18 protein-coding genes are annotated in these 23674 nt (G+C 71.8%); 14 read left to right on the top strand and 4 right to left on the bottom strand.

All coding sequences use genetic code 11. From position 1 onward, the window contains the following. The first annotated feature begins 26 nt into the window (after positions 1-26). The 3 genes from ACZ4MU_RS10875 (at position 27) to ACZ4MU_RS10865 (ending at position 3623) form a co-directional block, all read left to right on the top strand. Entirely contained in the window at positions 27-1946 is a 1920-nt protein-coding gene (locus ACZ4MU_RS10875) for a TerD family protein (RefSeq protein WP_467873851.1), read from the top strand. A 254-nt stretch (positions 1947-2200) separates the two neighbouring features. Then, a complete protein-coding gene (locus ACZ4MU_RS10870) occupies positions 2201-3181 on the top strand; it encodes a TerC family protein (RefSeq protein WP_467873848.1) in 981 nt (326 codons plus the stop codon). A 136-nt stretch (positions 3182-3317) separates the two neighbouring features. Then, positions 3318-3623, top strand: a complete 306-nt coding sequence (locus tag ACZ4MU_RS10865; RefSeq protein WP_467873845.1) for a hypothetical protein — start codon at positions 3318-3320, stop codon at positions 3621-3623. 169 nt (positions 3624-3792) lie between these two features. Here ACZ4MU_RS10865 and ACZ4MU_RS10860 read toward each other — a convergent pair whose 3' ends face one another. Both ACZ4MU_RS10860 and ACZ4MU_RS10855 read right to left on the bottom strand, forming a co-directional pair. Next, entirely contained in the window at positions 3793-4449 is a 657-nt protein-coding gene (locus tag ACZ4MU_RS10860; RefSeq protein ID WP_467873842.1) for an MBL fold metallo-hydrolase, read from the bottom strand. A gap of 21 nt (positions 4450-4470) precedes the next feature. Further along, positions 4471-5157: a maleylpyruvate isomerase family mycothiol-dependent enzyme gene (locus ACZ4MU_RS10855; protein WP_467873839.1), complete on the bottom strand. Its 687-nt coding sequence runs from the start codon at positions 5155-5157 to the stop codon at positions 4471-4473. 193 nt (positions 5158-5350) lie between these two features. Here ACZ4MU_RS10855 and uvrA point away from each other — a divergent pair, with 193 nt between their 5' ends. After that, positions 5351-8311, top strand: coding sequence for an excinuclease ABC subunit UvrA (gene uvrA / locus ACZ4MU_RS10850; RefSeq protein ID WP_467873837.1), 2961 nt, complete (start codon positions 5351-5353; stop codon positions 8309-8311). Between the two features lie 217 nt (positions 8312-8528). Here the strand turns inward: uvrA and ACZ4MU_RS10845 are convergent, their stop codons facing one another. Beyond that, positions 8529-9434: a carbohydrate kinase family protein gene (locus ACZ4MU_RS10845; protein WP_467873835.1), complete on the bottom strand. Its 906-nt coding sequence runs from the start codon at positions 9432-9434 to the stop codon at positions 8529-8531. Positions 9435-9554: 120 nt separating this feature from the next. Between ACZ4MU_RS10845 and ACZ4MU_RS10840 the strand changes: the two genes are divergently transcribed. Then, on the top strand, positions 9555-9983 hold the full coding sequence (locus ACZ4MU_RS10840; protein WP_467874627.1) for a Rieske (2Fe-2S) protein: 429 nt from the start codon (positions 9555-9557) through the stop codon (positions 9981-9983). A gap of 29 nt (positions 9984-10012) precedes the next feature. Here ACZ4MU_RS10840 and ACZ4MU_RS10835 read toward each other — a convergent pair whose 3' ends face one another. Further along, positions 10013-10939: a hypothetical protein gene (locus ACZ4MU_RS10835; RefSeq protein ID WP_467873832.1), complete on the bottom strand. Its 927-nt coding sequence runs from the start codon at positions 10937-10939 to the stop codon at positions 10013-10015. A gap of 343 nt (positions 10940-11282) precedes the next feature. On the opposite strand from ACZ4MU_RS10835, the gene ACZ4MU_RS10830 reads away from it, so the two are divergent. The 9 genes from ACZ4MU_RS10830 (at position 11283) to ACZ4MU_RS10790 (ending at position 23671) form a co-directional block, all read left to right on the top strand. After that, positions 11283-11942 (top strand): papain-like cysteine protease family protein, encoded by a 660-nt coding sequence (locus tag ACZ4MU_RS10830; protein WP_467873830.1) that lies wholly within the window; start codon positions 11283-11285, stop codon positions 11940-11942. Positions 11943-11947: 5 nt separating this feature from the next. Next, positions 11948-12778: a hypothetical protein gene (locus ACZ4MU_RS10825; RefSeq protein ID WP_467874626.1), complete on the top strand. Its 831-nt coding sequence runs from the start codon at positions 11948-11950 to the stop codon at positions 12776-12778. 152 nt (positions 12779-12930) lie between these two features. Further along, complete coding sequence (gene uvrC / locus ACZ4MU_RS10820; protein WP_467873827.1) at positions 12931-14970, top strand: excinuclease ABC subunit UvrC; 2040 nt, start codon at positions 12931-12933, stop codon at positions 14968-14970. After that, a complete protein-coding gene (gene rapZ / locus ACZ4MU_RS10815) occupies positions 14967-15908 on the top strand; it encodes an RNase adapter RapZ (RefSeq protein ID WP_467873824.1) in 942 nt (313 codons plus the stop codon). Before uvrC ends, rapZ begins: the two co-directional genes overlap by 4 nt. Then, complete coding sequence (locus ACZ4MU_RS10810) at positions 15905-16927, top strand: gluconeogenesis factor YvcK family protein (RefSeq protein ID WP_467873822.1); 1023 nt, start codon at positions 15905-15907, stop codon at positions 16925-16927. Before rapZ ends, ACZ4MU_RS10810 begins: the two co-directional genes overlap by 4 nt. Next, positions 16918-17907: a DNA-binding protein WhiA gene (whiA, locus tag ACZ4MU_RS10805; protein ID WP_101387789.1), complete on the top strand. Its 990-nt coding sequence runs from the start codon at positions 16918-16920 to the stop codon at positions 17905-17907. Before ACZ4MU_RS10810 ends, whiA begins: the two co-directional genes overlap by 10 nt. 200 nt (positions 17908-18107) lie before the next feature. Continuing rightward, on the top strand, positions 18108-21062 hold the full coding sequence (locus ACZ4MU_RS10800; RefSeq protein ID WP_467873819.1) for a M14 family metallopeptidase: 2955 nt from the start codon (positions 18108-18110) through the stop codon (positions 21060-21062). 272 nt (positions 21063-21334) lie between these two features. Then, positions 21335-22342: a type I glyceraldehyde-3-phosphate dehydrogenase gene (gene gap / locus ACZ4MU_RS10795; protein WP_467873817.1), complete on the top strand. Its 1008-nt coding sequence runs from the start codon at positions 21335-21337 to the stop codon at positions 22340-22342. Between the two features lie 117 nt (positions 22343-22459). Further along, entirely contained in the window at positions 22460-23671 is a 1212-nt protein-coding gene (locus tag ACZ4MU_RS10790; protein ID WP_467873814.1) for a phosphoglycerate kinase, read from the top strand. The last annotated feature ends 3 nt before the right edge of the window (positions 23672-23674 follow it).

Genomic DNA, 23674 nt, shown 5'->3' with positions numbered 1-23674 from the left:
CCGGCACTCGACGAGGGGACGAAGCGATGACGGCCGAGCTGGTACGGGGGCAGAACCACCCCCTGCCCCGGACCCGACTGGAGATCCGGGTGTCGGCCGGCACACCGATCGTCGCCGGTGCCACCCTGGGCGACGAGCGCGGCACGGTGCGCGGGACCGAGTGGGTCGCCCATCCGGGCACGCCCACCCTGCCGGGCCTCGAGGTCTCCCGGCAGGCCGCCGCCGACCACCGCCTGGCGGTGGACCTGGAGGCGCTGCCGCAGGGGGTGCACCGGGTCAGCGTGCTGCTGGCGCTGCCGCCCGGGGCGGGCCCGGGCCGGTTCGCGGCCGTCGCCGCGCCCTTCGTGGCCGTCACCGGCCTCGACGGCACCGAGGTCGCCACCTACACGATCACCGGCCTGGACGCGGAGTCGGCCGTGGTCGCCCTGGAGCTCTACCGCCGCGAGGGCGTCTGGAAGGTCCGCGCGATCGGCCAGGGCTACGCGGGCGGTCTCGCCGACATGCTCCTCGACCAGGGGCTGCCGCAGGCCCGCGAGCTCGCCGCCGTCGTCCTGGACGCGGTCGCCCTGGGCGCCTCCCGCTCGGTCGCGGCGCCCCCGCCCCGTACGGCCGACGAGGGACGGGTGCGGACCGGCGCGCCCGGCGCCGGCGGGAGCGATGCGGGCCCCGCGGGCGCTGCGCCCGCCCCCGAGGCCGCGCAGCAGCCCCTGACGGACAGCGGCCCCATCGACTACGCCCACCCGCGCCGCAAGAACACCGCGCCCCCGCCGCCGCCTCCCACCGCCGCGCCCGCCGCCCCCGGCGAGCCCGTGTCCCCGGTGGCGGGCGACGCCACCGGCTGGTCCATGGAGGAGCGGCTCTACAACCAGGTGTGGGGCATGTTCGAGGACCTGGCCCGCACCACGGCCGCGTACCGCAGCGCGGTCGACTTCGCGGACTCGCGGATGGAGCAGGAGCTCGACCGGGCCCTGGCCGACCCGCGCAGCCGGATCGGCTCCACCGGCGACCTGGCCCGCCAGGAGGCCGCGGCCCGCCGCGAGCAGCTCGTCGACCGCGCGCGCGAGGCGTTCGACCGGGACCTGGCGCAGCTGACCGCCGAGTCCGAGGTCGTCGAACCCGCCCTGCCGGCCGCCTACGCGCGCTGGGACAACCCCGTCTGGCACGCCTACCGGGTGCCGATGGAGATCCCGATGGCCCTGCGCGTCGGCGACCTGCGGCTCCCGGAGCGGCCGGAGCTGCGCATCCCGATGCTGGTGCGGCTGCCGCTGGAGCGCGGGCTGTGGATCGACTCCGGCCGCTCCGGCTCGGAGGCCGCCGCCTTCATGGACGCCGAGCAGGTCAAGCGGCTCGCCATGGAGACCGCGGTGGCGCTGGCCGCCCGGCTCCTCGCGGTGTATCCGGCGCACGAGTTCGCGGTCCACGTCCTGGACCCGGCGGGGACGGCGGCCGGGGCGCTCGCGCCCCTGACGCGCGCGGGGGTGCTCGCCGCGCCCCCCGCGCCCGGGGCCCGGGGAGTGGCGGACGTGCTCGCCCGGCTCACCCAGCGCGTCGATCTGCTCCAGATGGCCGCACGGGGCGGCGCCGGGGCGGACGCGCTGCCGCCCGGCACCGACACCGCCGAACAGCTCCTGGTCGTCAACGACTTCCCGCACGGCTTCGACGACCGAGCGGTCAACCAGCTGCGCTACCTCGCCGACGAGGGCCCCTCGGTCGGCGTCCATCTGCTGATGGTCGCGGACCGCGAGGACGCCGACGCGTACGGACCGGTGCTCCAGCCCCTGTGGCGCTCGCTGCTGCGGCTCACACCGGTGCCGGAGGACCACCTGGCGGACCCGTGGGTCGGGCACGCCTGGACGTACGAGCCGCCGCTGGTCCCGGCCGGCAGCGCGGTCCTGGGGCAGGTGCTTGGCCGGGTGGCGGAGGCGCGGCGCGCCTGGCCGCGCTGACGCCCTCGCCCCGCTCACCGGGGTCTCACCGGCAGGGGCCTTGGTCTTTCTTTACCCTTCCCTTTACCTTCTCTTGGTGATTGGGGTAGGGTTCTTGGTGCGGAGGGGAGTACTCCCGACTGCGGCGTTCCCGTCAGTACGGACCGACCTGACCGGTTCCGGGGCGCCGGCCCAGGTGCGACGGCACGGCCCGGGTGGAGGAGACCTCCGGCAGCGACGACGCTGATCTGTAGCGGTACGAAGCCGGAGGCACTGTGGACGTTTCGATGACCCTGTGGGTACTGACCATTCTCGGTCTGTGCGCCCTGATCGCGGCCGACTTCTTCATCGGGCGCAAACCCCATGACGTGTCGGTCAAGGAAGCCGGAATCTGGACGGTCGTCTGGATCGTGCTCGCCGCGCTCTTCGGAGTCGGCCTGCTGGTCTTCGGTGACAGCCAGGCGTCCGGCGAGTTCTTCGCGGGCTTCATCACCGAGAAGTCCCTCTCCGTCGACAACCTCTTCGTCTTCATCCTGATCATGGCGAAGTTCTCGGTGCCGACCCATCTCCAGCAGCGCGTCCTGCTCTTCGGTGTACTGATAGCGCTGGTGCTGCGGGCGGTCTTCATCGCGGCCGGCGCCGCCATCATCGCCAGCTTCTCGTGGGTCTTCTACCTCTTCGGCGCCTTCCTGATCTACACCGCCTGGAAGCTCATCCAGGAGGCGCGCTCGGATGAGGAGGACGAGGAGTTCGAGGAGAACCGGCTGCTGAAGTCCGTCGAGCGCAAGTTCGGCGTCGCCGACCGGTACCACGGCACCAAGCTCTTCATCCAGGAGCACGGCAAGAAGGTCATGACGCCGCTGCTCGTCGTCATGCTCGCCATCGGCATGACCGATGTGCTGTTCGCGATGGACTCCATCCCCGCGATCTTCGGCCTGACCCAGGACCCGTACATCGTCTTCACCGCCAACGCCTTCGCCCTGATGGGCCTGCGCCAGCTGTACTTCCTCATCGGCGGACTGCTCAAAAAGCTGGTCCACCTCAGCTACGGCCTCTCGGTGATCCTCGGCTTCATCGGCGTGAAGCTGGTGCTGCACGCCCTGCACGAGAACGGGGTGAACGTCCCCGAGATCTCCATCCCCGTCTCGCTGGGCGTCATCTGCGGCGTGCTGGTGATCACCACGGTCACCAGCCTGATCGCCGCCAGGAAGCAGGCCGCGGCCGAGACGGACGACAAGAGCAGCGTCGGGGTCTGACCCCGGAGCGCGCGGTGCGTCCGCACCGGCGCGCGCACCGGCCGAGCGGGCGCCCGGTTGCCGTGCCCGCCGGCCGGTGCTTGCTTGGACGGGAGGAGCTCCCGGTCCGCGGGGGCACCGCGGACCAGGAGGACCCATGAAGTTCGCGCAGATCATCGACTTCGAGACCGAGCGGCCGGACGAGATGCGCGAGCTCCTCCGCCAGTACGAGGAGCGGGCCCGCTCGGAGGGCCGCAAGCTCGGCCCCACGCACCGCACCCTGCTCCGCGACCGGTCCAACCCCAACCGCTATCTGGCCGTGGTCGAGTTCGACTCGTACGAGGAGGCCATGGCCAACAGCGACGCTCCGGAGACGACCGAGCTCTCCCAGCGGCTCGCGGCGCTGTCGACCCGCCCGCCCGCCTTCACGGACTGCGATGTGGAGGAGTCGGGGGCGCTGTAGCGCCGGCACCTCGGTGGCGGCTGGGCGGGCGCGGCCTCCGGTCGCGCCCGGACGGGGTCGGGCGTGTGCGCGGGCCATCAGGGGAGCGTGCGCAGGCGTGCCCGCGCCGTGACGAGCGCCTCGGCGCGCTCCGGCCGCCGGCTCGCGCTCCGGTCACCAGCCGCTCGCGCTACCAGCCGCGCGCGTGCCACTCCGGCAGTTTCGGGCGCTCATCGCCGAGCGTGGTGTCGTTGCCGTGGCCCGGGTAGACCCAGGTCTCGTCCGGCAGGACCGCGAAGAGCTTGGTCTCCACGTCGCGCATCAGGCTGGCGAAGGCCCGCGGGTCCTTGTGGGTGTTGCCGACCCCGCCCGGGAAGAGGCAGTCGCCGGTGAACAGGTGCGGGTGGCCGTGCGGGTCGTCGTAGACCAGGGCGATCGAGCCCGGCGTGTGGCCGACCAGATGGCGTGCGGTCAGCTCGACCCGGCCCACCCGGATCGTGTCCCCGTCCTCGACGGGGACGTCGGTCGGCACGTCGATGCCCTCGGCGTCGTGGCGGCCCGCGTAGGTCGTCGCGCCGGTGGCGGCGACGACCTCGGCGAGCGCCTGCCAGTGGTCCCCGTGGCGGTGGGTGGTGACGACGGACTCGATGCCGTCGTCACCGATCAGCGTCAGCAGGGTCGAGGGCTCGGCCGCCGCGTCGATCAGGAGCTGCTCGCCGGTGGCGCGGCAGCGCAGCAGATACGCGTTGTTGTCCATCGGGCCCACCGCGACCTTGGAGATCATCAGATCGCCGAGCTCGTGGACATCCGCAGGACCGCCGACCCGGACCGTTCCGCTGTACGTCATGGACTCAGCGTAGCCCGGCCCCTACAGGGGCGGCAGGGCGGGCAGCGGGCCGCCGGTGACCTCCAGGGCCGCCCCGCTCCTGCGCCCCGAGAGCCAGCCCAGCAGGTCCCACGCCGGGCCGCCCACGGTCACCGCGGGGCCCTGGGTGCCGCCCGTGCGCAGGGTGTGGCCGTTGCCCCCGGTGAGGGTGACCGGCGGGAGGGACGCGTGCCCCGAGAAACGATCGGCCAGGAACTGGATCTCACGCCGGACGAACTCGTCCGGGAGGTCTTCCAGCTCGTAGCCGGTGCCCAGGTCGACGTGGTGCAGCTCGACCTCGATCAGGCGCCGGAAGGGGATGCGGGCGGCCTGGTCCAGGACGCCGTTGCGGAGCTCGACCGTACGGGTCCAGTCGTCGGTCCGGGCGCCCTCCTCCTGGAAGCGGGCGGCGCTGTCGCGCAGGTCGGCGAGGTGTACGTCGAGCGGGCGCGCGGCGTCGCGCGCGATGTCGGCGTCGCGCGCCTCGGCGCTCTCGTACATGGGCAGCCCGGCGAGCACGTTCACGAGCGCGTCGGCGTTCCGGGAGAGGTGCGCGAGCACGTGCCCGCGACTCCAGTCGGGCAGCCGTGACGGCTCGGCGAGCGCCGCGTTGTCCAGTTTGCCCGCTGCGGTGAGCAGCCGTTCGGTGGCTTCCCGTACAGACGCCAGGTCGTGCGCATGATCAATCATGGGGCCGACGATAGTCCCGCCACTCGTTCGGGTGAAGCCGCTTGGACGAGTCCGTAAATCGAATGCGCGTGCTATAGGCTCGTCGGTGGCATCAGGCATCCTTGGTAATAGCAATCCATCGCCCAGGCGACCCCCCATAGTCTGAGACGGGGGCTCCGCCCCCTGCTTCTCTTCAAGAAAGGTGCGGACCGGCGTGGCCGACCGTCTCATCGTCCGTGGCGCGCGCGAGCACAATCTCAAGAACGTCTCGCTCGACCTCCCGCGCGACTCCCTCATCGTCTTCACCGGGCTCTCGGGGTCGGGCAAGTCGTCCCTCGCGTTCGACACGATCTTCGCCGAGGGGCAGCGCCGCTACGTCGAGTCGCTCTCCTCCTACGCCCGCCAGTTCCTCGGCCAGATGGACAAGCCGGACGTCGACTTCATCGAAGGTCTGTCGCCCGCGGTCTCCATCGACCAGAAGTCGACCTCGCGCAACCCGCGCTCGACGGTCGGCACCATCACCGAGGTCTACGACTACCTGCGTCTACTCTTCGCGCGCATCGGCAAGCCGCACTGCCCCGAGTGCCGTCGGCCGATCACCCGCCAGTCCCCGCAGGCCATCGTCGACAGGGTGCTGGAGCTGCCCGAGGGCAGCCGCTTCCAGGTGCTCTCGCCGCTGGTGCGCGAGCGCAAGGGTGAGTTCGTCGACCTCTTCGCCGACCTCCAGACCAAGGGCTACAGCCGCGCGCGCGTGGACGGCGAGACGATCCAGCTCTCCGAGCCGCCCAAGCTCAAGAAGCAGGAGAAGCACACCATCGAGGTGGTCATCGACCGCCTCACCGTGAAGGACTCCGCCAAGCGCCGCCTCACCGACTCGGTGGAGACCGCGCTCGGCCTGTCCGGCGGCATGGTGGTGCTCGACTTCGTCGACCTGGCGGCCGACGACCCCGAGCGCGAGCGGATGTACTCGGAGCATCTGTACTGCCCGTACGACGACCTGTCCTTCGAGGAGCTGGAGCCGCGCTCCTTCTCCTTCAACTCGCCCTTCGGCGCCTGCCCCGACTGCACCGGCATCGGTACGCGCATGGAGGTCGACCCCGACCTGATCATCCCGGACGAGGAGAAGTCACTCGACGAGGGCGCCATCTCCCCGTGGTCGCTCGGCCACACCAAGGACTACTTCGCCCGGCTGGTCGGCGCCCTCGCCGACGAGCTCGGCTTCCGTACGGACATCCCCTGGGCGGGGCTGCCGCAGCGCGCCAGGAAGGCGCTGCTGTACGGCCACAAGACCCAGATCGAGGTGCGCTACCGCAACCGGTACGGACGGGAGCGGGCGTACACCACCGCCTTCGAGGGCGCGGTGCCGTTCGTCAAGCGGCGCCACTCCGAGGCCGAGTCCGACGGGGCGCGGGAGCGCTTCGAGGGCTATATGCGCGAGGTCCCCTGCCCGACCTGCCAGGGCTCGCGACTGAAGCCGCTGGTCCTCGCGGTCACCGTGATGGACCGCTCCATCGCCGAGGTCTCCGCGATGTCGATCAGCGACTGCGCCGACTTCCTGGGCGAGCTCAAGCTCAACGCGCGCGACAAGAAGATCGCCGAGCGCGTCCTGAAGGAGGTCAACGAGCGGCTGCGCTTCCTCGTCGACGTCGGCCTCGACTATCTCTCACTCAACCGCGCCGCCGGGACGCTGTCGGGCGGTGAGGCCCAGCGCATCCGCCTCGCCACCCAGATCGGCTCCGGCCTCGTCGGTGTGCTCTACGTGCTGGACGAGCCCTCGATCGGTCTGCACCAGCGGGACAACCACCGTCTGATCGAGACCCTGGTCCGGCTGCGCGACATGGGCAACACCCTGATCGTCGTCGAGCACGACGAGGACACCATCAAGGTGGCGGACTGGGTCGTCGACATCGGCCCCGGCGCCGGTGAGCACGGCGGCAAGGTCGTCCACAGCGGCCCCCTGAAGCAGCTCCTCGCCAACAAGGAGTCGATGACCGGGCAGTACCTGGCGGGCAAGAAGTCCATCCCGCTGCCGGACCTGCGCCGTCCCGTGGACCCCTCGCGCAGGCTCACCGTGCACGGGGCCAAGGAGAACAACCTCCGGGACATCGACGTCTCGTTCCCGCTGGGCGTGCTGACCGCGGTCACCGGTGTCTCCGGCTCCGGCAAGTCGACCCTGGTCAACGACATCCTCTACACCCATCTCGCACGGGAGCTCAACGGCGCGCGGACCGTGCCCGGGCGGCACACGCGCGTGGCGGGCGACGACCTGGTCGACAAGGTCGTCCATGTCGACCAGTCGCCCATCGGCCGTACGCCCCGGTCGAACCCGGCGACGTACACCGGTGTCTTCGACAACGTGCGCAAGCTGTTCGCGGAGACGATGGAGGCGAAGGTGCGGGGCTACCTCCCGGGCCGCTTCTCCTTCAACGTCAAGGGCGGCCGCTGCGAGAACTGCTCGGGCGACGGCACCATCAAGATCGAGATGAACTTCCTGCCGGACGTGTACGTGCCGTGCGAGGTCTGCCACGGGGCGCGCTACAACCGGGAGACGCTGGAGGTCCACTACAAGGGCAAGTCCATCGCGGAAGTCCTCGACATGCCGATCGAGGAGGCGCTGGAGTTCTTCGAGGCGGTGCCGACGATCGCCCGTCACCTGAGGACGCTGAACGAGGTGGGGCTGGGGTACGTCCGGCTCGGCCAGTCGGCGCCGACGCTCTCGGGCGGTGAGGCGCAGCGCGTGAAGCTGGCCTCCGAGCTCCAGAAGCGGTCCACCGGCCGGACGGTGTACGTGCTGGACGAGCCGACGACCGGCCTCCACTTCGAGGACATCTCGAAGCTGATCAAGGTCCTGTCGGGGCTCGTCGACAAGGGGAACTCGGTGATCGTCATCGAGCACAACCTCGACGTCATCAAGACGGCGGACTGGGTCGTCGACATGGGGCCCGAGGGCGGCAGCGGCGGTGGTCTGGTGATCGCCGAGGGGACGCCGGAGCAGGTCGCGTCCGTGGCGGCGAGCCACACCGGGAAGTTCCTGCGGGACATTCTGGGGGCGGACCGGATCAGTGACGCGGAGCCGGCGCCTGTGCGGCGGGCGGCGAAGCGGACACCGGCGAAGAAGGCCGCGGCGAAGAAGGCGGCCCCCAAGAAGGCGACCGCCCGTTCCCGCAAGGCCTGATGCTCCCAGCCCGGGGGCCCCGCCCCGGCCCCCGGGTTCGTTCGTGTGCGGGTCGTCCGCAGCTGGTCGCCCAGTTCCCCGCGTCCCGGTAGCGGCGCCGCTACCGGGACGCGGGGAACTGCGCGAGCAACCCAGCCCGGTCCGCAGACGAACCCGGGCCGGGGGCGAAGCCCAGGGGAACGAGCCTCCTCCCCCCCCCCGCCCACCCCCGGAGGGTTCAGGTAAGGGGCGGGGCAGGGGCTCGCAGCGCAGCCGCGTACGGCGGCTGCGCCCCCCGCTTCCCGCACGTCAGCGCCGCCGCATGCGCCGCGTAGGCCAGCGCCGAACGCCACCCGGCCGCGGACAGCGGCAACCGCCCCGCCACCGTATGCAGCAGCGCCGCGTTCACCGTGTCCCCCGCCCCGATCGTGTCCACCACCTCGACGCGCTCGCCGGGGACGGAGACCTCCTTCCCGGAGCGGGTCCACACCGTCAGGCCCCCCGCGCCCCGCGTCAGCACCACCGCCTCCGGCCCCGCCGCCAGCCACTCGCGCACCCCGCCGCCCAGCCACGCCGCGTCCTCCTCGGAGAGCTTCAGCAGGGAGACGTACGGCAGCCAGGAGCGGAAGCGGGCCCGGTAGGCGTCCGGATCCGGGACCAGGCCGGGACGGATGTTCGGGTCGAGCAGGGTGAACAGGCCCCGCCCCGACTCCCGCCGCAGCAGCGCCTCGTACGCGCTGGCCCCGGGCTCCAGGACCAGCGAACACGTGCCGAACGCCAGCGCCCGTACGCCGGAGGGGAGGTCGGGTGGCAGCTCGAAGAGGCGGTCAGCGGTGCCGGAGGCGTAGAAGCCGTACCCGGCGCCCCCGTCCGCCCCGACCGTCGCCACCGCCAGCGTCGTCGGCTCGGGGCCGCGCTGGACCAGCGAGGTGTCGACACCGGCGGCGTGCAACCCGTCGAGCAGGGCCTCGCCGAAGCCGTCCGTGGACACGCGGGAGCAGAAGGCCGCCTCGGCGCCGAGCCGCCCCAGGGCGACGGCCGTGTTGTAGGGGCCGCCGCCGCGCCGGGGCGACAGGGGGCCCAGCCGGTCACCGGGCTGCTCGGGGACCAGGTCGATGAGGGCTTCTCCGGCGACGACGATCACGTGGCCGAACGTACACCCACCCGGCCCCGCACCGGCTCGGCACCACCCCACCCCTGGCCCCACCGTCCCCGCCGGTATCGTCGGATACGTCACCAACCCCCCATGACCCGTGGAGACCCCATGTCCGGCCAGCCCGCCGCCCGTCGCACCGTGCTGAAAGGCGCGGCCCTCGCCGGGGCCGCGGGGCTGGGTGTGGCCGCCTGCTCCACCGACTCCAAGCTCGGCCACGCCGAGACGCCGACCCCGACCGCGCCGGTCGCCCTGGGCGCGCCCGAGGAGGTCCCGGTGGGCGGGGCCAAGCTCTACCGCGAGCAGCGGCTGATGGTGTCCTGCCCGGCCAAGGGCGAGTACAAGGCGTTCAGCGCCCAGTGCACCCACGCGGGCTGCGTCCTGGACAAGATCGAGGACGGGCACGGGAACTGCCCCTGCCACGGCAGCCGCTTCGACGTCATGACCGGCCGGGCGGTCCACGGCCCGGCGACCGTGCCGCTGCCGCCCGTCCCGGTGAAGGTGAAGGACGGCAAGCTGGTGGCCGGTCCCGACGCCTGACGGTCGACAGGCAGGGACTGCCGTCGCGTCTACGCCCAGTCCCAGTCGATCCCCAGGATCCCCGGCCGCACCCCCTGCTCGATCAGGTGGACTGTCCGGTGCTGCCCGCTGAGCGTCAGGTCGCCCCGGTCCGAGCGGGCCGAGCCGGCCGAGGACCGGGCGAAGCGGCGGCACCGTACCGGCAGCGCCCGCTCGTCGAAGCGCACCTGGAGCACGTACTGCCCGCCCGCGAAGCTGAAGCCGCGGACGTACTCGCTGCTCGGGCCTGCCGTGCCGTCCTCGAAGCCGTAGCCGAAGAGGTACGTCTCGCCGGCCCGCAGCCGGGCGTCGAAGAGCAGCTCGGCCACCAGGACACCGGTCCCGGCGTCCCAGCGCACCCGGCCGGTGCGGCAGTTCTCGGCGGCCCGCACCCGCACCCGGGACGGGTCGCAGCCGGGGTCGCCGTGGTGGATGGCGAGATAGCGGTCGATGCCGTCCCGGTGGGCCCGCACCACCTGCTGGGAGTCGCGGCCGAGCAGTTCGCGGCCCGCCCCGACACGTACCCGCTCATGGTGGCCGACGGTGTGCAGGCCACCGTCCACGGGTGACTCCAGGTCCGTGATCAGCCGTTCGACGACTCCGGAGGCCTCCACCAGCGAGCGGTAGGAGCGGCCCGCCGGGCGGTCCGCCCCGTCGCGGCCCTCCCCGCCGTCGAGCAGCCGCAGCAGCGAGCGCTCCGGCAGCCCGAGGACGTCCTCCAGGGCGCGCACGGCCCGCAGCGACTCGGCACGCTGCGGCCGCCGGGCGCCCTGCTGCCAGTAACTGAGGCTGGTCACGCCGACCTTGACCCCGCGCCCCGCGAGATGGTGCTGGACGCGCTGGAGCGGAAGCCCGCGGACCGCGAGGGCGGTGCGCAGGGCCAGATGGAACGGGCCGGTGTGCAGCACCTGGGCCAGATCGGCATCGGTGTGGAGCATGGGGGACTCCCTCGGGACTGCTTCGGATCCGGTGGGGGGTGGCCGTACGGGTCCGGTCCGGCCACCGGGGCGGCCGTACGGACCTGGTTCAACCGCGCCGCCGGTCAGGGGACTTCGGGCCGCGCAGTGAACGTTCACGGCGGGGGGTGGTCACAGGTCGCCGCGGGACCCGGGTGGCCTGGTGGGCACGGAAGGCCTGTTCACATGGCGGCCACTCCGTTCACACCCGCGTCTCACCCCGCATTGAAGCGCGTTGACCAGCTCACGACAACGTTCGATGCTCACCGAAAGCGTCCGGACGCGCTCCTCCGATCCCCACACCCCCCGCTTCGGGAGGAACGCGATGCACAACCGCAAGAGACGGCTTCCGGCCCTCGCCCTCGTGGTGACGGCCCTGCTCGTCGCCCCCACGGCGAGCGCCGTCGCATCCCCGCACGAGCACACCCCCGCCGCAGCCGCCACGTCCACGACCACAGCCGCCACCCGTACCGCCGTCGACTCGCCGTCCCCCATGGCGGCGGCGACGTCCAAACGCCTCGACATCACCATGCAGGCCCAGCAGAAGGACAACTGGTGCTGGGCCGCCAGTGGCAACACCATCGCCACCTGGTTCGGGCGCGCCTACACCCAGAACCAGTTCTGCAACGCCGCCTTCGGGCGCCAGCAGGGCTACGACTGCCCCAACTGGCAGGCCGACCTCGGCAATGTGCAGAACGCCCTGGACTGGGCCGGAATCAGCTCCGGCTCGTACGTCAGCGGCTGGCTGCGCTACTCGACCGTACAGACCGAGATCAACGCCAACCGGCCGATGGAGACCCGCATCCAGTGGTCCAGCGGCGGCGGTCACATGCATGTGATCTACGGGTACGACACCGCGAACAGCTGGGTGTACTGGGGCGACCCCTGGCCCTCCAGCAACCGCTACAACTGGGCCTCGCACGCCTGGTACGTCGACAACAACTCGTTCTCCTGGACCCACTCGCTCTACCGGATCGGGGCGTGACGACGATGACCCTGCGACGTCTGTCCTCCTCCTGCGCCGCCGTCGCGGCGCTGCTCACCGGTCTCGCCGGTCTCTGCGCCCCGGGCGCGGCGGCCGACCAGAACCCCACCGCGACGGCCGCCTCCAGGGCCGCCGCCCACCGGGCGGCCTCGGCGCCCGCGACCCTCGCCACGCTCTCCCGCTTCTTCGCCCGGGACGGCAAGGTGTCCCCGGCCGCCGCCGCCCCGCGCATCCAGGGCGACGCGGTGCCCGTCTACACGCTCTCCCCGGAATTCGTCGCGGGGCGGGCGGGGGCGCCGGTGGCGAAGGTGGAGTACCTCGCCTCCACGGCCGTCGCCCCGGACGGCCGGAAGGCCTCCCTGTGGGCGGTCCCGCAGGGAGGTGGCTGGCAGGTGGTGAACATCGCCACCGGTGACGACGAGGCCCGCTACACCGCGGCGGGCGCGAGCCGGCTGCCGGGCGGCACGGTCTTCCAGGAGCCGCAGATCAACGCCTGGTACGTCCAGAAAGGTGCCACCGTGCTCCCGCTGGACGAGGACGCGGTGCGCGCCGTCGGTGCCCGGGGCACCACGCTGGCCGCCTACCGGCAGCGCGTCCAGCGGGCCTACGGCGACAAGCTGCCCGGCTCCGCGTACGCGAAGTCCGGCAGAGCCGGAGGGTACGGGCAGAGCCCCGGGGAGGCCCGGGGCCAGGCGGTGGCCGCCTCGCCCGTCCCAGCGGGCCACGACGGCCCGGCCACGGCCGTCTCGGTGACCGCCGGCGCGGGCGCGCTCGCGGCGGCGGGGCTGGGCGCGGTGGCGCTGCGCCGCCGCAGGCGGGGGGCGGGCCCGGCGTAGGGCCTCGGCGGACCGTGTGACCGGCCGCGGACCGTACGCGGCCGGTCACACGGCGCCCCACGGCCCCCGGAGCCACCCGGCTCCCCGCGTCCCCGACGAGGGCCGCGTCCCGTGAAACCGCGTTGTCGGTCCCCGCCAGTAGGGTGGTGGCCATGGCAGACCCCTCCACCTACCGCCCCAAGCCGGGACAGATCCCCGACTCGCCGGGGGTCTACAAGTTCCGGGACGACCACCGCCGGGTGATCTACGTCGGCAAGGCCAAGTCCCTGCGCCAGCGGCTCGCGAACTACTTCCAGCCGCTCACGAGCCTGCACCCGCGTACGGCGACGATGGTCACCACGGCGGCGTCGGTGGAGTGGACGGTCGTCTCCACGGAGGTCGAGGCGCTCCAGCTCGAATATTCGTGGATCAAGGAGTTCGACCCCCGCTTCAACGTCAAGTACCGCGACGACAAGAGCTATCCGTATCTCGCGGTCACCCTCAACGAACAGTTCCCGAGGGTCCAGGTGATGCGCGGCGCCAAGAAGAAGGGCGTGCGCTACTTCGGCCCGTACGCGCACGCGTGGGCGATCCGCGAGACCGTCGACCTGATGCTCCGCGTCTTCCCGGTGCGGACGTGCTCCGCCGGGGTGTTCAAGCGCTCCACCCAGATCGGCCGTCCCTGCCTGCTCGGCTACATCGGCAAGTGCGCGGCCCCCTGCGTCGGCCGGGTCACGCCCGAGGAGCACCGCGAACTCGCCGAGGACTTCTGCGACTTCATGGCCGGGCGCACCGGTACGTACATCCGCCGCCTGGAGAAGGACATGGCGGCGGCGGCCGAGGAGATGGAGTACGAGCGGGCCGCGCGGCTGCGCGACGACATCGGGGCGCTGCGCCGCGCCCTGGAGAAGAACGCGGTGGTCTTCGCCGACGCCACGGACGCGGACCTGATCGCGGTCGCCGAGGACGAGCTGGAGGCGGCCGTGCAGATCTTCCATGTGCGCGGCGGCCGGGTCCGCGGCCAGCGCGGCTGGGTCACCGACAAGGTCGAGGCGGTGGACACGGCCGGACTGGTGGAGCATGCCCTCCAGCAGCTGTACGGGGAGGAGACCGGCGACTCCGTACCGAAGGAGGTGCTGGTCCCGGCCCTGCCGGAGGACGCCGATTCGGTGGGGGCGTGGCTCGCGGGGCGGCGCGGGTCGCAGGTGTCGCTGCGCATCCCGCAGCGCGGTGACAAGAAGGACCTGATGGCGACGGTCGCGCGCAACGCGCAACAGGCCCTGGCGCTGCACAAGACCAAGCGCGCCTCGGACCTGACCACCCGCTCCCGGGCCCTGGAGGAGATCGCGCAGGCCCTGGAGCTGGACAGCGCGCCGCTGCGGATCGAGTGCTTCGACATCTCCCACCTCCAGGGCGAGGACGTGGTGGCCTCCATGGTCGTCTTCGAGGACGGCCTGGCGAGGAAGAGCGAGTACCGGCGCTTCCAGATCAAGGGCTTCGAGGGCCAGGACGACGTCCGGTCCATGCACGAGGTGATCACCCGCCGCTTCAAGCGGTACCTGGCCGAGAGCGCCCGGCTGGGGGAGTGGGCGGACGGCGAGGAGGGCGCGGCCGGACCGGCTCCCTCCGGTGAGGTCCCGGCGCCCGGTGAGGCCCCGGCGGAGGCCGGGCCGCGCACCGAGGACGGCCGGCCCAAGCGGTTCGCCTACCCGCCCCAGCTCGTGGTGGTCGACGGCGGGCAGCCGCAGGTGGCCGCCGCCAAGCGGGCCCTGGACGAGCTCGGGATGGACGACGTGGCCGTCTGCGGGCTCGCCAAGCGCCTGGAGGAGGTCTGGCTGCCGGACGACGACGACCCGGTCGTCCTGCCGCGCTCCAGCGAGGGGCTGTATCTGCTCCAGCGCGTGCGTGACGAGGCCCACCGGTTCGCCATCACCTACCAGCGGGTCAAGCGGACCAAGCGGTTCAAGGCGAGCCCCCTGGACGACGTGCCGGGCCTGGGCGAGTCCCGCAAACAGGCGCTGATCAAGCATTTCGGCTCGGTGAAGCGGCTGCGGTCGGCGACAATCGAGCAGATCTGTGAAGTTCCCGGGATAGGCCGCAAGACGGCCGAGACCGTGGCCGCGGCCCTGACCCGGGCGGCTCCGGCCGCACCCGCCGTGAACACGGCGACAGGAGAGATCATTGAAGAGGACGACGGGGGAGCCGCGACATGACTGAGCACGACCGAACAGACGCAGAAGCAGGAGCCGCACACGTGAGTACGGGCACGACGAACGACGCCGCCGAACCGGCCATCCCCGAGCTGGTGATCATCTCCGGCATGTCCGGCGCCGGACGCAGCACCGCCGCCAAGTGCCTGGAGGACCTCGGCTGGTTCGTCGTCGACAACCTGCCGCCCGAGCTGATCCCCACCATGGTGGAGCTCGGCGCCCGCTCCCAGGGCAATGTGGCCCGTATCGCCGTCGTCGTGGACGTGCGCGGCCGCCAGTTCTTCGACAACCTCCGCGAGTCGCTGGCCGACCTGGACTCCAAGCAGGTCACCCGGCGGATCGTCTTCCTGGAGTCCTCGGACGACGCGCTGGTGCGCCGCTTCGAGTCGGTCCGCCGCCCGCACCCCCTCCAGGGTGACGGCCGGATCGTCGACGGCATCGCGGCCGAGCGCGACCTGCTGCGCGAGCTGCGCGGCGACGCCGACCTGGTGATCGACACCTCCAGCCTCAACGTCCACGAGCTGCGCGCCAAGATGGACGCCCAGTTCGCCGGGGACGAGGAGCCGGAGCTGCGCGCCACGGTGATGTCGTTCGGCTACAAGTACGGCCTGCCGGTCGACGCCGACCTGGTGGTGGACTGCCGCTTCCTGCCGAACCCGCACTGGGTGCCGGAGCTGCGCCCGTACACGGGCCTGAACGAGGAGGTGTCCGGTTACGTCTTCAACCAGCCCGGCGCCAAGGAGTTCCTCGACCGGTACAGCGAACTGCTCCAGCTGATCGCCACCGGCTACCGCCGCGAGGGCAAGCGCTACGTCACGGTCGCCGTCGGCTGCACCGGCGGCAAGCACCGCTCGGTGGCGATGTCCGAGAAGCTGGCCGCCCGTCTCGCCTCCGAGGGAATCGAGACCGTCGTCGTCCACCGGGACATGGGGCGCGAGTGAAGGTGTACCGACGGCGCACGCGCGGGCCGGTGCGCCGCACCGGCCGTGGGCGTGGCGCCCAGCCCAAGGTCGTCGCCCTCGGCGGCGGCATGGGCCTCTCCGCGTCGCTCGCGGCGCTGCGCCGGATCACCGGCGACCTGACCGCCGTCGTCACCGTGGCCGACGACGGCGGCTCCAGCGGCCGGCTCCGCGAGGAGCTGGGCGTGCTGCCCCCGGGCGATCTGCGCAAGGCCCTGGCGGCGCTCTGCGGCGACGACGACTGGGGCCAGACCTGGGCCCGGGTCATCCAGCACCGCTTCCAGTCCCAGGGCGAGCTGCACGAGCACGCCGTCGGCAATCTCCTGATCGTCGCCCTGTGGGAGCAGCTGGGCGACCACGTCCAGGCGCTCGACCTGGTCGGCAAGCTCCTGGGGGCGCACGGCAGGGTGCTGCCGATGTCGGCCGTCCCGCTGGAGCTCCAGGCGCTGGTGCGCGGCCACGACCCGGACCGCCCCGACGACGTGGACACGGTCCGGGGCCAGGCCACGGTGGCGCTCACCCCGGGCGAGGTGCAGTCCGTCAACCTGGTACCGCACGACCCGCCGGCGGTCCCGGAGGCGGTGGAGGCCGTCCTGGACGCCGACTGGGTGGTGCTGGGACCGGGGTCCTGGTTCTCCTCGGTGATTCCCCATCTGCTGGTGCCCGAGCTGCTCGACGCGCTCACGGTGACCAAGGCCCGCAAGGTGCTCTCGCTGAACCTGGCGCCCCAGCCCGGCGAAACCGATGGCTTCTCTCCGCAGCGTCATTTGGAGGTTTTGGGACGACACGCCCCTAAACTCGCCCTGGACGTGGTGCTGGCCGACGTGGCCGCCGTGCCCGACCGCGAATCCCTCGCCGACGCCGCCAAGCAGCTCGGCGCCGTGGTCGAGCTGGCGGCGGTCGCCGCGCCCGACGGGTCCCCCAGGCATGACCGGGAGCTGTTGGCAGCCGCGTACGACCGTATTTTTCGGATGCATGGAAGGATCGGCCCATGGCGATGACGGCAGCGGTGAAGGATGAGATCTCCCGGCTTCCCGTCACCCGGACCTGCTGCAGAAAGGCGGAGGTCTCGTCGATCCTGCGGTTCGCCGGCGGCCTCCACCTGGTCAGCGGCCGCATCGTGATCGAGGCGGAGCTGGACACCGCGATGGCGGCCCGCCGCCTCAAGCGGGACATCCTGGAGATCTTCGGCCACAGCTCCGAGCTGATCGTGATGGCTCCGGGCGGACTGCGCCGAGGCTCGCGCTTCGTCGTACGGGTGGTGGCGGGCGGCGATCAGCTGGCGCGCCAGACCGGCCTCGTCGACGGCCGGGGCCGCCCCATCCGGGGTCTGCCGCCCCAGGTGGTCTCGGGGGCCACCTGTGACGCCGAGGCGGCCTGGCGCGGGGCCTTCCTCGCCCACGGCTCGCTCACCGAGCCGGGCCGCTCCTCCTCCCTGGAGGTGACCTGCCCGGGCCCGGAGGCGGCCCTCGCGCTGGTCGGCGCGGCCCGCCGGCTCCAGATCGCCGCCAAGGCCCGCGAGGTGCGCGGGGTGGACCGTGTGGTGGTCCGCGACGGGGACGCCATCGGCGCCCTGCTCACCCGTCTCGGGGCGCACGAGTCGGTGCTCGCCTGGGAGGAGCGGCGGATGCGCCGCGAGGTCCGGGCCACCGCCAACCGCCTGGCCAACTTCGACGACGCCAATCTGCGCCGCTCGGCGCGGGCCGCCGTCGCCGCCGGGGCCCGGGTGCAGCGCGCCCTGGAGATCCTGGGCGAGGAGGTGCCGGAGCACCTGGCCGCCGCTGGGCGGCTGCGCATGGAGCACAAGCAGGCCTCCCTGGAGGAGCTCGGCGCGCTCGCCGACCCGCCGCTGACCAAGGACGCGGTCGCGGGCCGGATCCGCCGGCTGCTGGCCATGGCGGACAAGCGGGCGCAGGATCTGGGCATCCCCGGTACCGAGTCCAATCTGACCGAGGAGATGGCGGACGGCCTGGTCGGGTGATCGGGGGAGCGCCCCTCCGCTTGGCGTCGGCCCCGCTCTCGTACCGCCGGCGCACCCAGGCCTCACCCTTGCGTGAACGGCGCCCACTTGGTGGGCGCCGGTTCCGGTTCCCCCTCTCTCGCGCGCTATTGACATGATCATGAAGTGTCATGAGCCTGTCGTCTGTCCACTTTCGTGGCACACAACAGCAAGGGGGGCCAATGAGACGCAGAGCGAGAGCGATCCTCGCCGCGGCTTCACTGCTCACAGCCGGTCTGGCGGCGGTACCGGCCTACGCCGGTCAGGGCGGCGGCACCGGCGGCACCGGCGAAGGACTGTCCGTCTGGTACGCCGACGTCACCAAGGCGCAGCTGCCGCTCCTGCTCGCGCAGGGCGCGGACGGCCAGGAACTGACCGCCCAGGTACCCGCCAGGGGGACCGCCAAGGTCGAGCTCTACCTCACCAGGAAACAGGCCGGCACGCTGCGCGGGCAGGGCGTCGACCTCGCCGAGCACAAGCTGGCGACGGCGACCGAGAAGCGCCTCAAGGCTCAGGGGGACGGCGTCTTCCGCCCCTACAGCGGGGCGAACGGGCTGCGGCAGGAGATCGTCGACACCCAGCGCGCCCACCCCGGCCTCACCAAGGTCGAGTCGATCGGCAAGACGGTCAAGGGCCAGGACATCCTCGCGCTCAAGCTCACCAAGGGCGCGAACCGGGCCAAGGACGGCTCCAAGCCCTCCGTGCTGTACATGTCCAACCAGCACGCGCGGGAGTGGATCACCCCGGAGATGACCCGGCGGCTGATGCACCACTACCTCGACAACTACGGCAAGGACCCGCGGATCACCAAGATCGTGGACTCCACCGAGCTGTGGTTCGTCCTGTCCGCCAACCCCGACGGGTACGACTACACCTTCACCGGCACCCAGCAGCGGCTGTGGCGCAAGAACCTGCGCGACAACAACGGCGACGGGAAGACCGCGCCGGGCGACGGCGTCGACCCCAACCGCAACTTCCCGTACAAGTGGGGCTACGACAACGAGGGCTCCTCACCCGACCCCGCCGACGAGACCTACCGCGGCCCCTCGGCCGGCTCCGAGCCGGAGACCAGGGCGCTGGACGCCTTCGAGAAGCGGATCGGGTTCTCCTACGCCATCAACTACCACTCCGCGGCCCAGCTGCTGCTGTACGGCGTGGGCTGGCAGGTCGCCACCCCGACCCCGGACGACGTCCTCTACAGGTCACTCGCGGGCACGCCCGACAAGCCCGCGATACCCGGCTACCGCTCCCAGCTCTCCTCCGAGCTGTACACCACCAACGGCGAGGCGGACGGACACGCGGGGAACGTCAACGGGATCCATATGTTCACCCCGGAGATGTCGACCTGCCAGACGGCCTCCCGGATCGACCCCGACGACCAGTGGAAGCCGGGCGACTGCCAGTCGGTCTTCAACTTCCCCGACGACGAGAAGCTGATCCAGCAGGAGTTCGCCAAGAACATCCCGTTCGCGCTGGCCGTCGCCGACACCGCGCGCCACCCCGACCAGCCGGTCTCCCCGGTCGGCATCGACGCCCCCGACTTCACCCCGGACGCCTTCACCACCTCCTACGCCCGCGGGGAGGACCAGGAAGTCGCCGTCACCGTACGCCGGTCGGTGCGCGACAAGAAGCTCAACTACCGCATCGACGGCGGCCGCAGGCACACCGAGGACCTCAGGGCCTGGAAGGGCGGCGACGTCTACGGCGGCGAGGACAACATCCACTTCGACCAGTACCGGGCCACCGTCGAGGGCGCGGACACCGGCTCCAAGGTGGAGGTCTGGTTCACCGGGCGCACCCGGGCGGGCAAGCGGACCTCCAGCACGCCCTTCACCTACACCGTGGCCGCCCGGCCCCGGGGTGACACGCTGGTGATCGCGGAGGAGGGCGGCACCGCGCCCGCGCGGCACGTCGGGGCGTACACCAAGGCCCTTGCCGACAACGGCCGCAGGGCCTCGGTCTGGGACGTGGCCACCCAGGGCACCCCGAGCGCGCTCGGCGTGCTCAGCCTCTTCCGGACGGCCGTCTGGTACACGGGCGCCGAGCGGCCCACCGCCGCGGTCACCCTGGCCGTGCGCGACTTCCTCAACGAGGGCGGCCGGCTCGTCAACGCCGGTGAGAACGCGGGCGGCACGGTCGACCTCGGCGGCGCCGACTCCGACGACTTCGCCCAGTACTACCTCGGCGCCTACAACCGCGTCGGCCTGAAGTCGCCGCCGGCCTTCGAGGGCGCCGGCCGCCTGGCGGGCGCCAAGGCGGCGCTGGGTGACGCGAGCGACAACCCGCTGGACCTGGCCGGGGCGTACACGATCACCTCGGACACCCTCAAGCCCGACCGGTTCCCGCAGTTCAAGAGCGCCGCCGCGGGCACCTACCCGGGCATCCGCACCCCGTTCGAGCCGGCCGCGGGCGACTGGTTCGCGGCGGCCCGGCACCAGGACAGCGCCTATATGAGGCTGTCCAGGACCGTCGATCTGAGCGGCACGGCGGCGGCCGACCGGCCGAGCCTGCGGTTCCAGCTCAGCTACGACACCGAGCCCGGCTTCGACAACGTGATCGTCGAGGCGCACACCGTGGGGCAGGAGGACTGGACGACCCTGCCGGACGCCAACGGCGGCACCAGCCAGACGGTGCCCGCCCAGTGCGAACAGGGCTACTACGTCCAGGGGCACCCGTTCCTGGCGCACTACCTGACCGTGGGCCCGAACGCCTGCGCGGCGAGCGGCACCTCCGGCGCCTGGAACCGGTTCACCGGCTCCTCCAACGGCTGGCAGCCGGTCTCGGTCGACCTGAGCGCCTACGCGGGCAAGCGGGTCGAGCTGTCCCTCTCCTATGTGTCGGACCCCGGCACCGGAGGGGTGGGCGCCTTCGTCGACGACACGCGCCTGGTCATCGGCGGTACCGCCCAGGGCGCCGAGGGCTTCGAGACGGCGCTCGGCGCGTGGAGCGTGCCGGGACCGCCGGCCGGCAGCCCCGGCAACGCCGGCGACTGGGCCCGCTCCCAGGCGCTCTTCCACTCCCAGGCGGCCGTCACCACCCACGACACCGTGCTGCTCGGCTTCGGTCTGGAGCACGTGCCGTCGGCCGCCGACCGCAGGAACGTGATCGGCAGGGCGCTCCGCTCCCTGCGGGACTGAACCGGAGCGGACCGGGCACCCGCGTGCTGAGACCACGGGGGTGCCCCTCGCCCGCCCATCACGCTCCGTAGTCGGGACGAAAGTCCCCCCGGCGGCCCTTACCCGTTGGTAGGTATGGGCCGTCGGCCATGTCCGGGCCGTCGTGGCAGCTCGCGGGAGTGCGCTCGATGTCACTCCACGGCTCCGGGAGAGGTAGGGTCATAAGCGGTCGGGGACATCCCATACAACTCGCCGGCGTCGAAAACCGGCGTACCTAACGAGGAGATCGGTTCGTGACGATCCGCGTAGGCATCAACGGCTTTGGCCGCATCGGGCGCAACTACTTCCGCGCGCTGCTGGAGCAGGGTGCTGACATCGAGATCGTGGCTGTCAACGACCTGGGTGACACCGCGACCACCGCCCACCTGCTGAAGTACGACACCATTCTGGGCCGCCTCAAGGCCGAGGTGACGCACACGGCGGACACGATCACCGTGGACGGCCACACCATCAAGGTGCTCTCCGAGCGCAACCCGGCCGACATCCCCTGGGGTCAGCTGGGCGTCGACATCGTCATCGAGTCGACCGGCATCTTCACCAAGAAGGCCGACGCCGAGAAGCACATCGCCGGTGGCGCCAAGAAGGTCCTCATCTCGGCTCCGGCCAAGGACGAGGACATCACCATCGTGATGGGCGTCAACCAGGACAAGTACGACGCGGCCAACCACCACGTCATCTCCAACGCCTCCTGCACCACCAACTGCGTGGCGCCGATGGCCAAGGTCCTCGACGAGAGCTTCGGCATCGTCAAGGGTCTGATGACGACGGTCCACGCGTACACGAACGACCAGCGCATCCTGGACTTCCCGCACTCGGACCTGCGCCGCGCCCGCGCCGCCGCCGAGAACATCATCCCCACCACGACCGGTGCCGCCAAGGCCACCGCGCTGGTGCTGCCCAAGCTCAAGGGCAAGCTCGACGGCATCGCGATGCGCGTCCCGGTCCCGACCGGCTCGGCCACCGACCTCGTCGTGGAGCTGGAGCGCGAGGTGACCAAGGACGAGGTCAACGCCGCGTTCAAGAAGGCCGCCGAGGGCGAGCTCCAGGGCATCCTGGAGTACACGGAGGACGCCATCGTGTCCTCCGACATCGTCGGCGAGCCGGCCTCCTGCACCTTCGACTCCTCCCTGACCATGGTCCAGGAGGGCAAGTCGGTGAAGATCCTCGGCTGGTACGACAATGAGTGGGGCTACTCGAACCGCCTCGTCGACCTCACCGTCTTCGTGGGCGGCCAGCTCTAAGTCTGATAGGTCTCAGGGCAGGCAAATCGATGTGAGCACAGGGCTCGGGCAGCGCGACGATGCGCCGCACGAGCCCTGTCGCTTGCCTCGTCCTTCTCCAAGGAGTCGCAGAAACACATGAAGACGATCGACGAACTTCTCGCCGAGGGCGTCTCCGGTAAGCGGGTATTCGTCCGCGCCGACCTCAACGTGCCGCTCGACGGCACCGCCATCACCGACGACGGCCGCATCCGCGCCGTCCAGCCGACGATCCACCAGCTCGCCGAGGCCGGCGCGCGCGTGGTCGTCGCCTCGCACCTGGGCCGCCCCAAGGGCGCCCCCGACCCGGCCTTCTCGCTCGCCCCGGCGGCGAAGCGGCTCGGGGAACTGCTGGGCGCGGACGTCGCGTTCGCCACCGACACCGTGGGCGACTCCGCCAAGGAGACCGTCGCGGCGCTGGCCGACGGCCAGGTCGCCGTCCTGGAGAACCTGCGCTTCAACGCCGGTGAGACGAGCAAGGACGACGCCGAGCGCGGCGCCTTCGCCGATCAGCTGGCCGAGCTCGCCGACCTCTACGTGGGCGACGGCTTCGGCGCGGTGCACCGCAAGCACGCCTCGGTCTTCGACCTCCCCGCGCGGCTGCCGCACGCGGCCGGCTTCCTCATCGCCACCGAGGTCGGCGTCCTGAAGAAGCTCACCGACGACGTCAAGCGCCCGTACGTGGTCGTCCTCGGCGGCGCCAAGGTCTCCGACAAGCTCGCCGTCATCGACCAGCTGCTCGCCAAGGCCGACCGCATCCTCATCGGCGGCGGCATGGCGTACACCTTCCTCAAGGCCCAGGGCCACGAGGTCGGGATCTCGCTGCTCCAGGAGGACCAGATCCCGGTCGTCACGGAGTACATGGAGCGCGCCGAGAAGAGCGGCGTCGAGCTGGTCCTGCCGGTCGACATCCTGGCCTCCTCCGACTTCCCGGACCTGAAGACCAAGGCCCCGGCCGACTTCGTCACCGTCGACGCGGACAAGATCCCCGCCGACAAGGAGGGCCTGGACATCGGCCCCAGGACCCGTGAGCTGTACGCGTCGAAGATCGCGGACGCGGAGACCGTCTTCTGGAACGGCCCGGTCGGCGTCTTCGAGCACCCCGACTACGCGGGCGGCACCCAGGCGATCGCGCGGGCGCTGCTCAACTGCGACGGCTTCACCGTCGTGGGCGGCGGCGACTCGGCCGCCGCCGTGCGCACCCTCGGCTTCGACGAGAACGCCTTCGGTCACATCTCGACCGGCGGCGGCGCGAGCCTCGAATACCTTGAGGGCAAGACCCTTCCCGGCCTTGCCGCACTGGAGGACTGAACA

Source organism: Streptomyces sp. NPDC026377 (genome assembly GCF_055567715.1).
This window is presented reverse-complemented; position numbering and strand designations above follow the sequence as displayed.

Bases quoted from the DNA above. Each gene is read 5' to 3' on its own strand.
- ACZ4MU_RS10875 (WP_467873851.1), top strand. From the start codon at position 27: ATGACGGCCGAGCTGGTACGGGGGCAGAACCACCCCCTGCCCCGGACC.
- ACZ4MU_RS10865 (WP_467873845.1), top strand. From the start codon at position 3,318: ATGAAGTTCGCGCAGATCATCGACTTCGAGACCGAGCGGCCGGACGAG.
- ACZ4MU_RS10860 (WP_467873842.1), bottom strand. From the start codon at position 4,449: ATGACGTACAGCGGAACGGTCCGGGTCGGCGGTCCTGCGGATGTCCAC.
- ACZ4MU_RS10855 (WP_467873839.1), bottom strand. From the start codon at position 5,157: ATGATTGATCATGCGCACGACCTGGCGTCTGTACGGGAAGCCACCGAA.
- ACZ4MU_RS10840 (WP_467874627.1), top strand. From the start codon at position 9,555: ATGTCCGGCCAGCCCGCCGCCCGTCGCACCGTGCTGAAAGGCGCGGCC.
- ACZ4MU_RS10835 (WP_467873832.1), bottom strand. From the start codon at position 10,939: ATGCTCCACACCGATGCCGATCTGGCCCAGGTGCTGCACACCGGCCCG.
- ACZ4MU_RS10830 (WP_467873830.1), top strand. From the start codon at position 11,283: ATGCACAACCGCAAGAGACGGCTTCCGGCCCTCGCCCTCGTGGTGACG.
- ACZ4MU_RS10825 (WP_467874626.1), top strand. From the start codon at position 11,948: ATGACCCTGCGACGTCTGTCCTCCTCCTGCGCCGCCGTCGCGGCGCTG.
- uvrC (WP_467873827.1), top strand. From the start codon at position 12,931: ATGGCAGACCCCTCCACCTACCGCCCCAAGCCGGGACAGATCCCCGAC.
- rapZ (WP_467873824.1), top strand. From the start codon at position 14,967: ATGACTGAGCACGACCGAACAGACGCAGAAGCAGGAGCCGCACACGTG.
- whiA (WP_101387789.1), top strand. From the start codon at position 16,918: ATGGCGATGACGGCAGCGGTGAAGGATGAGATCTCCCGGCTTCCCGTC.
- ACZ4MU_RS10800 (WP_467873819.1), top strand. From the start codon at position 18,108: ATGAGACGCAGAGCGAGAGCGATCCTCGCCGCGGCTTCACTGCTCACA.
- ACZ4MU_RS10790 (WP_467873814.1), top strand. From the start codon at position 22,460: ATGAAGACGATCGACGAACTTCTCGCCGAGGGCGTCTCCGGTAAGCGG.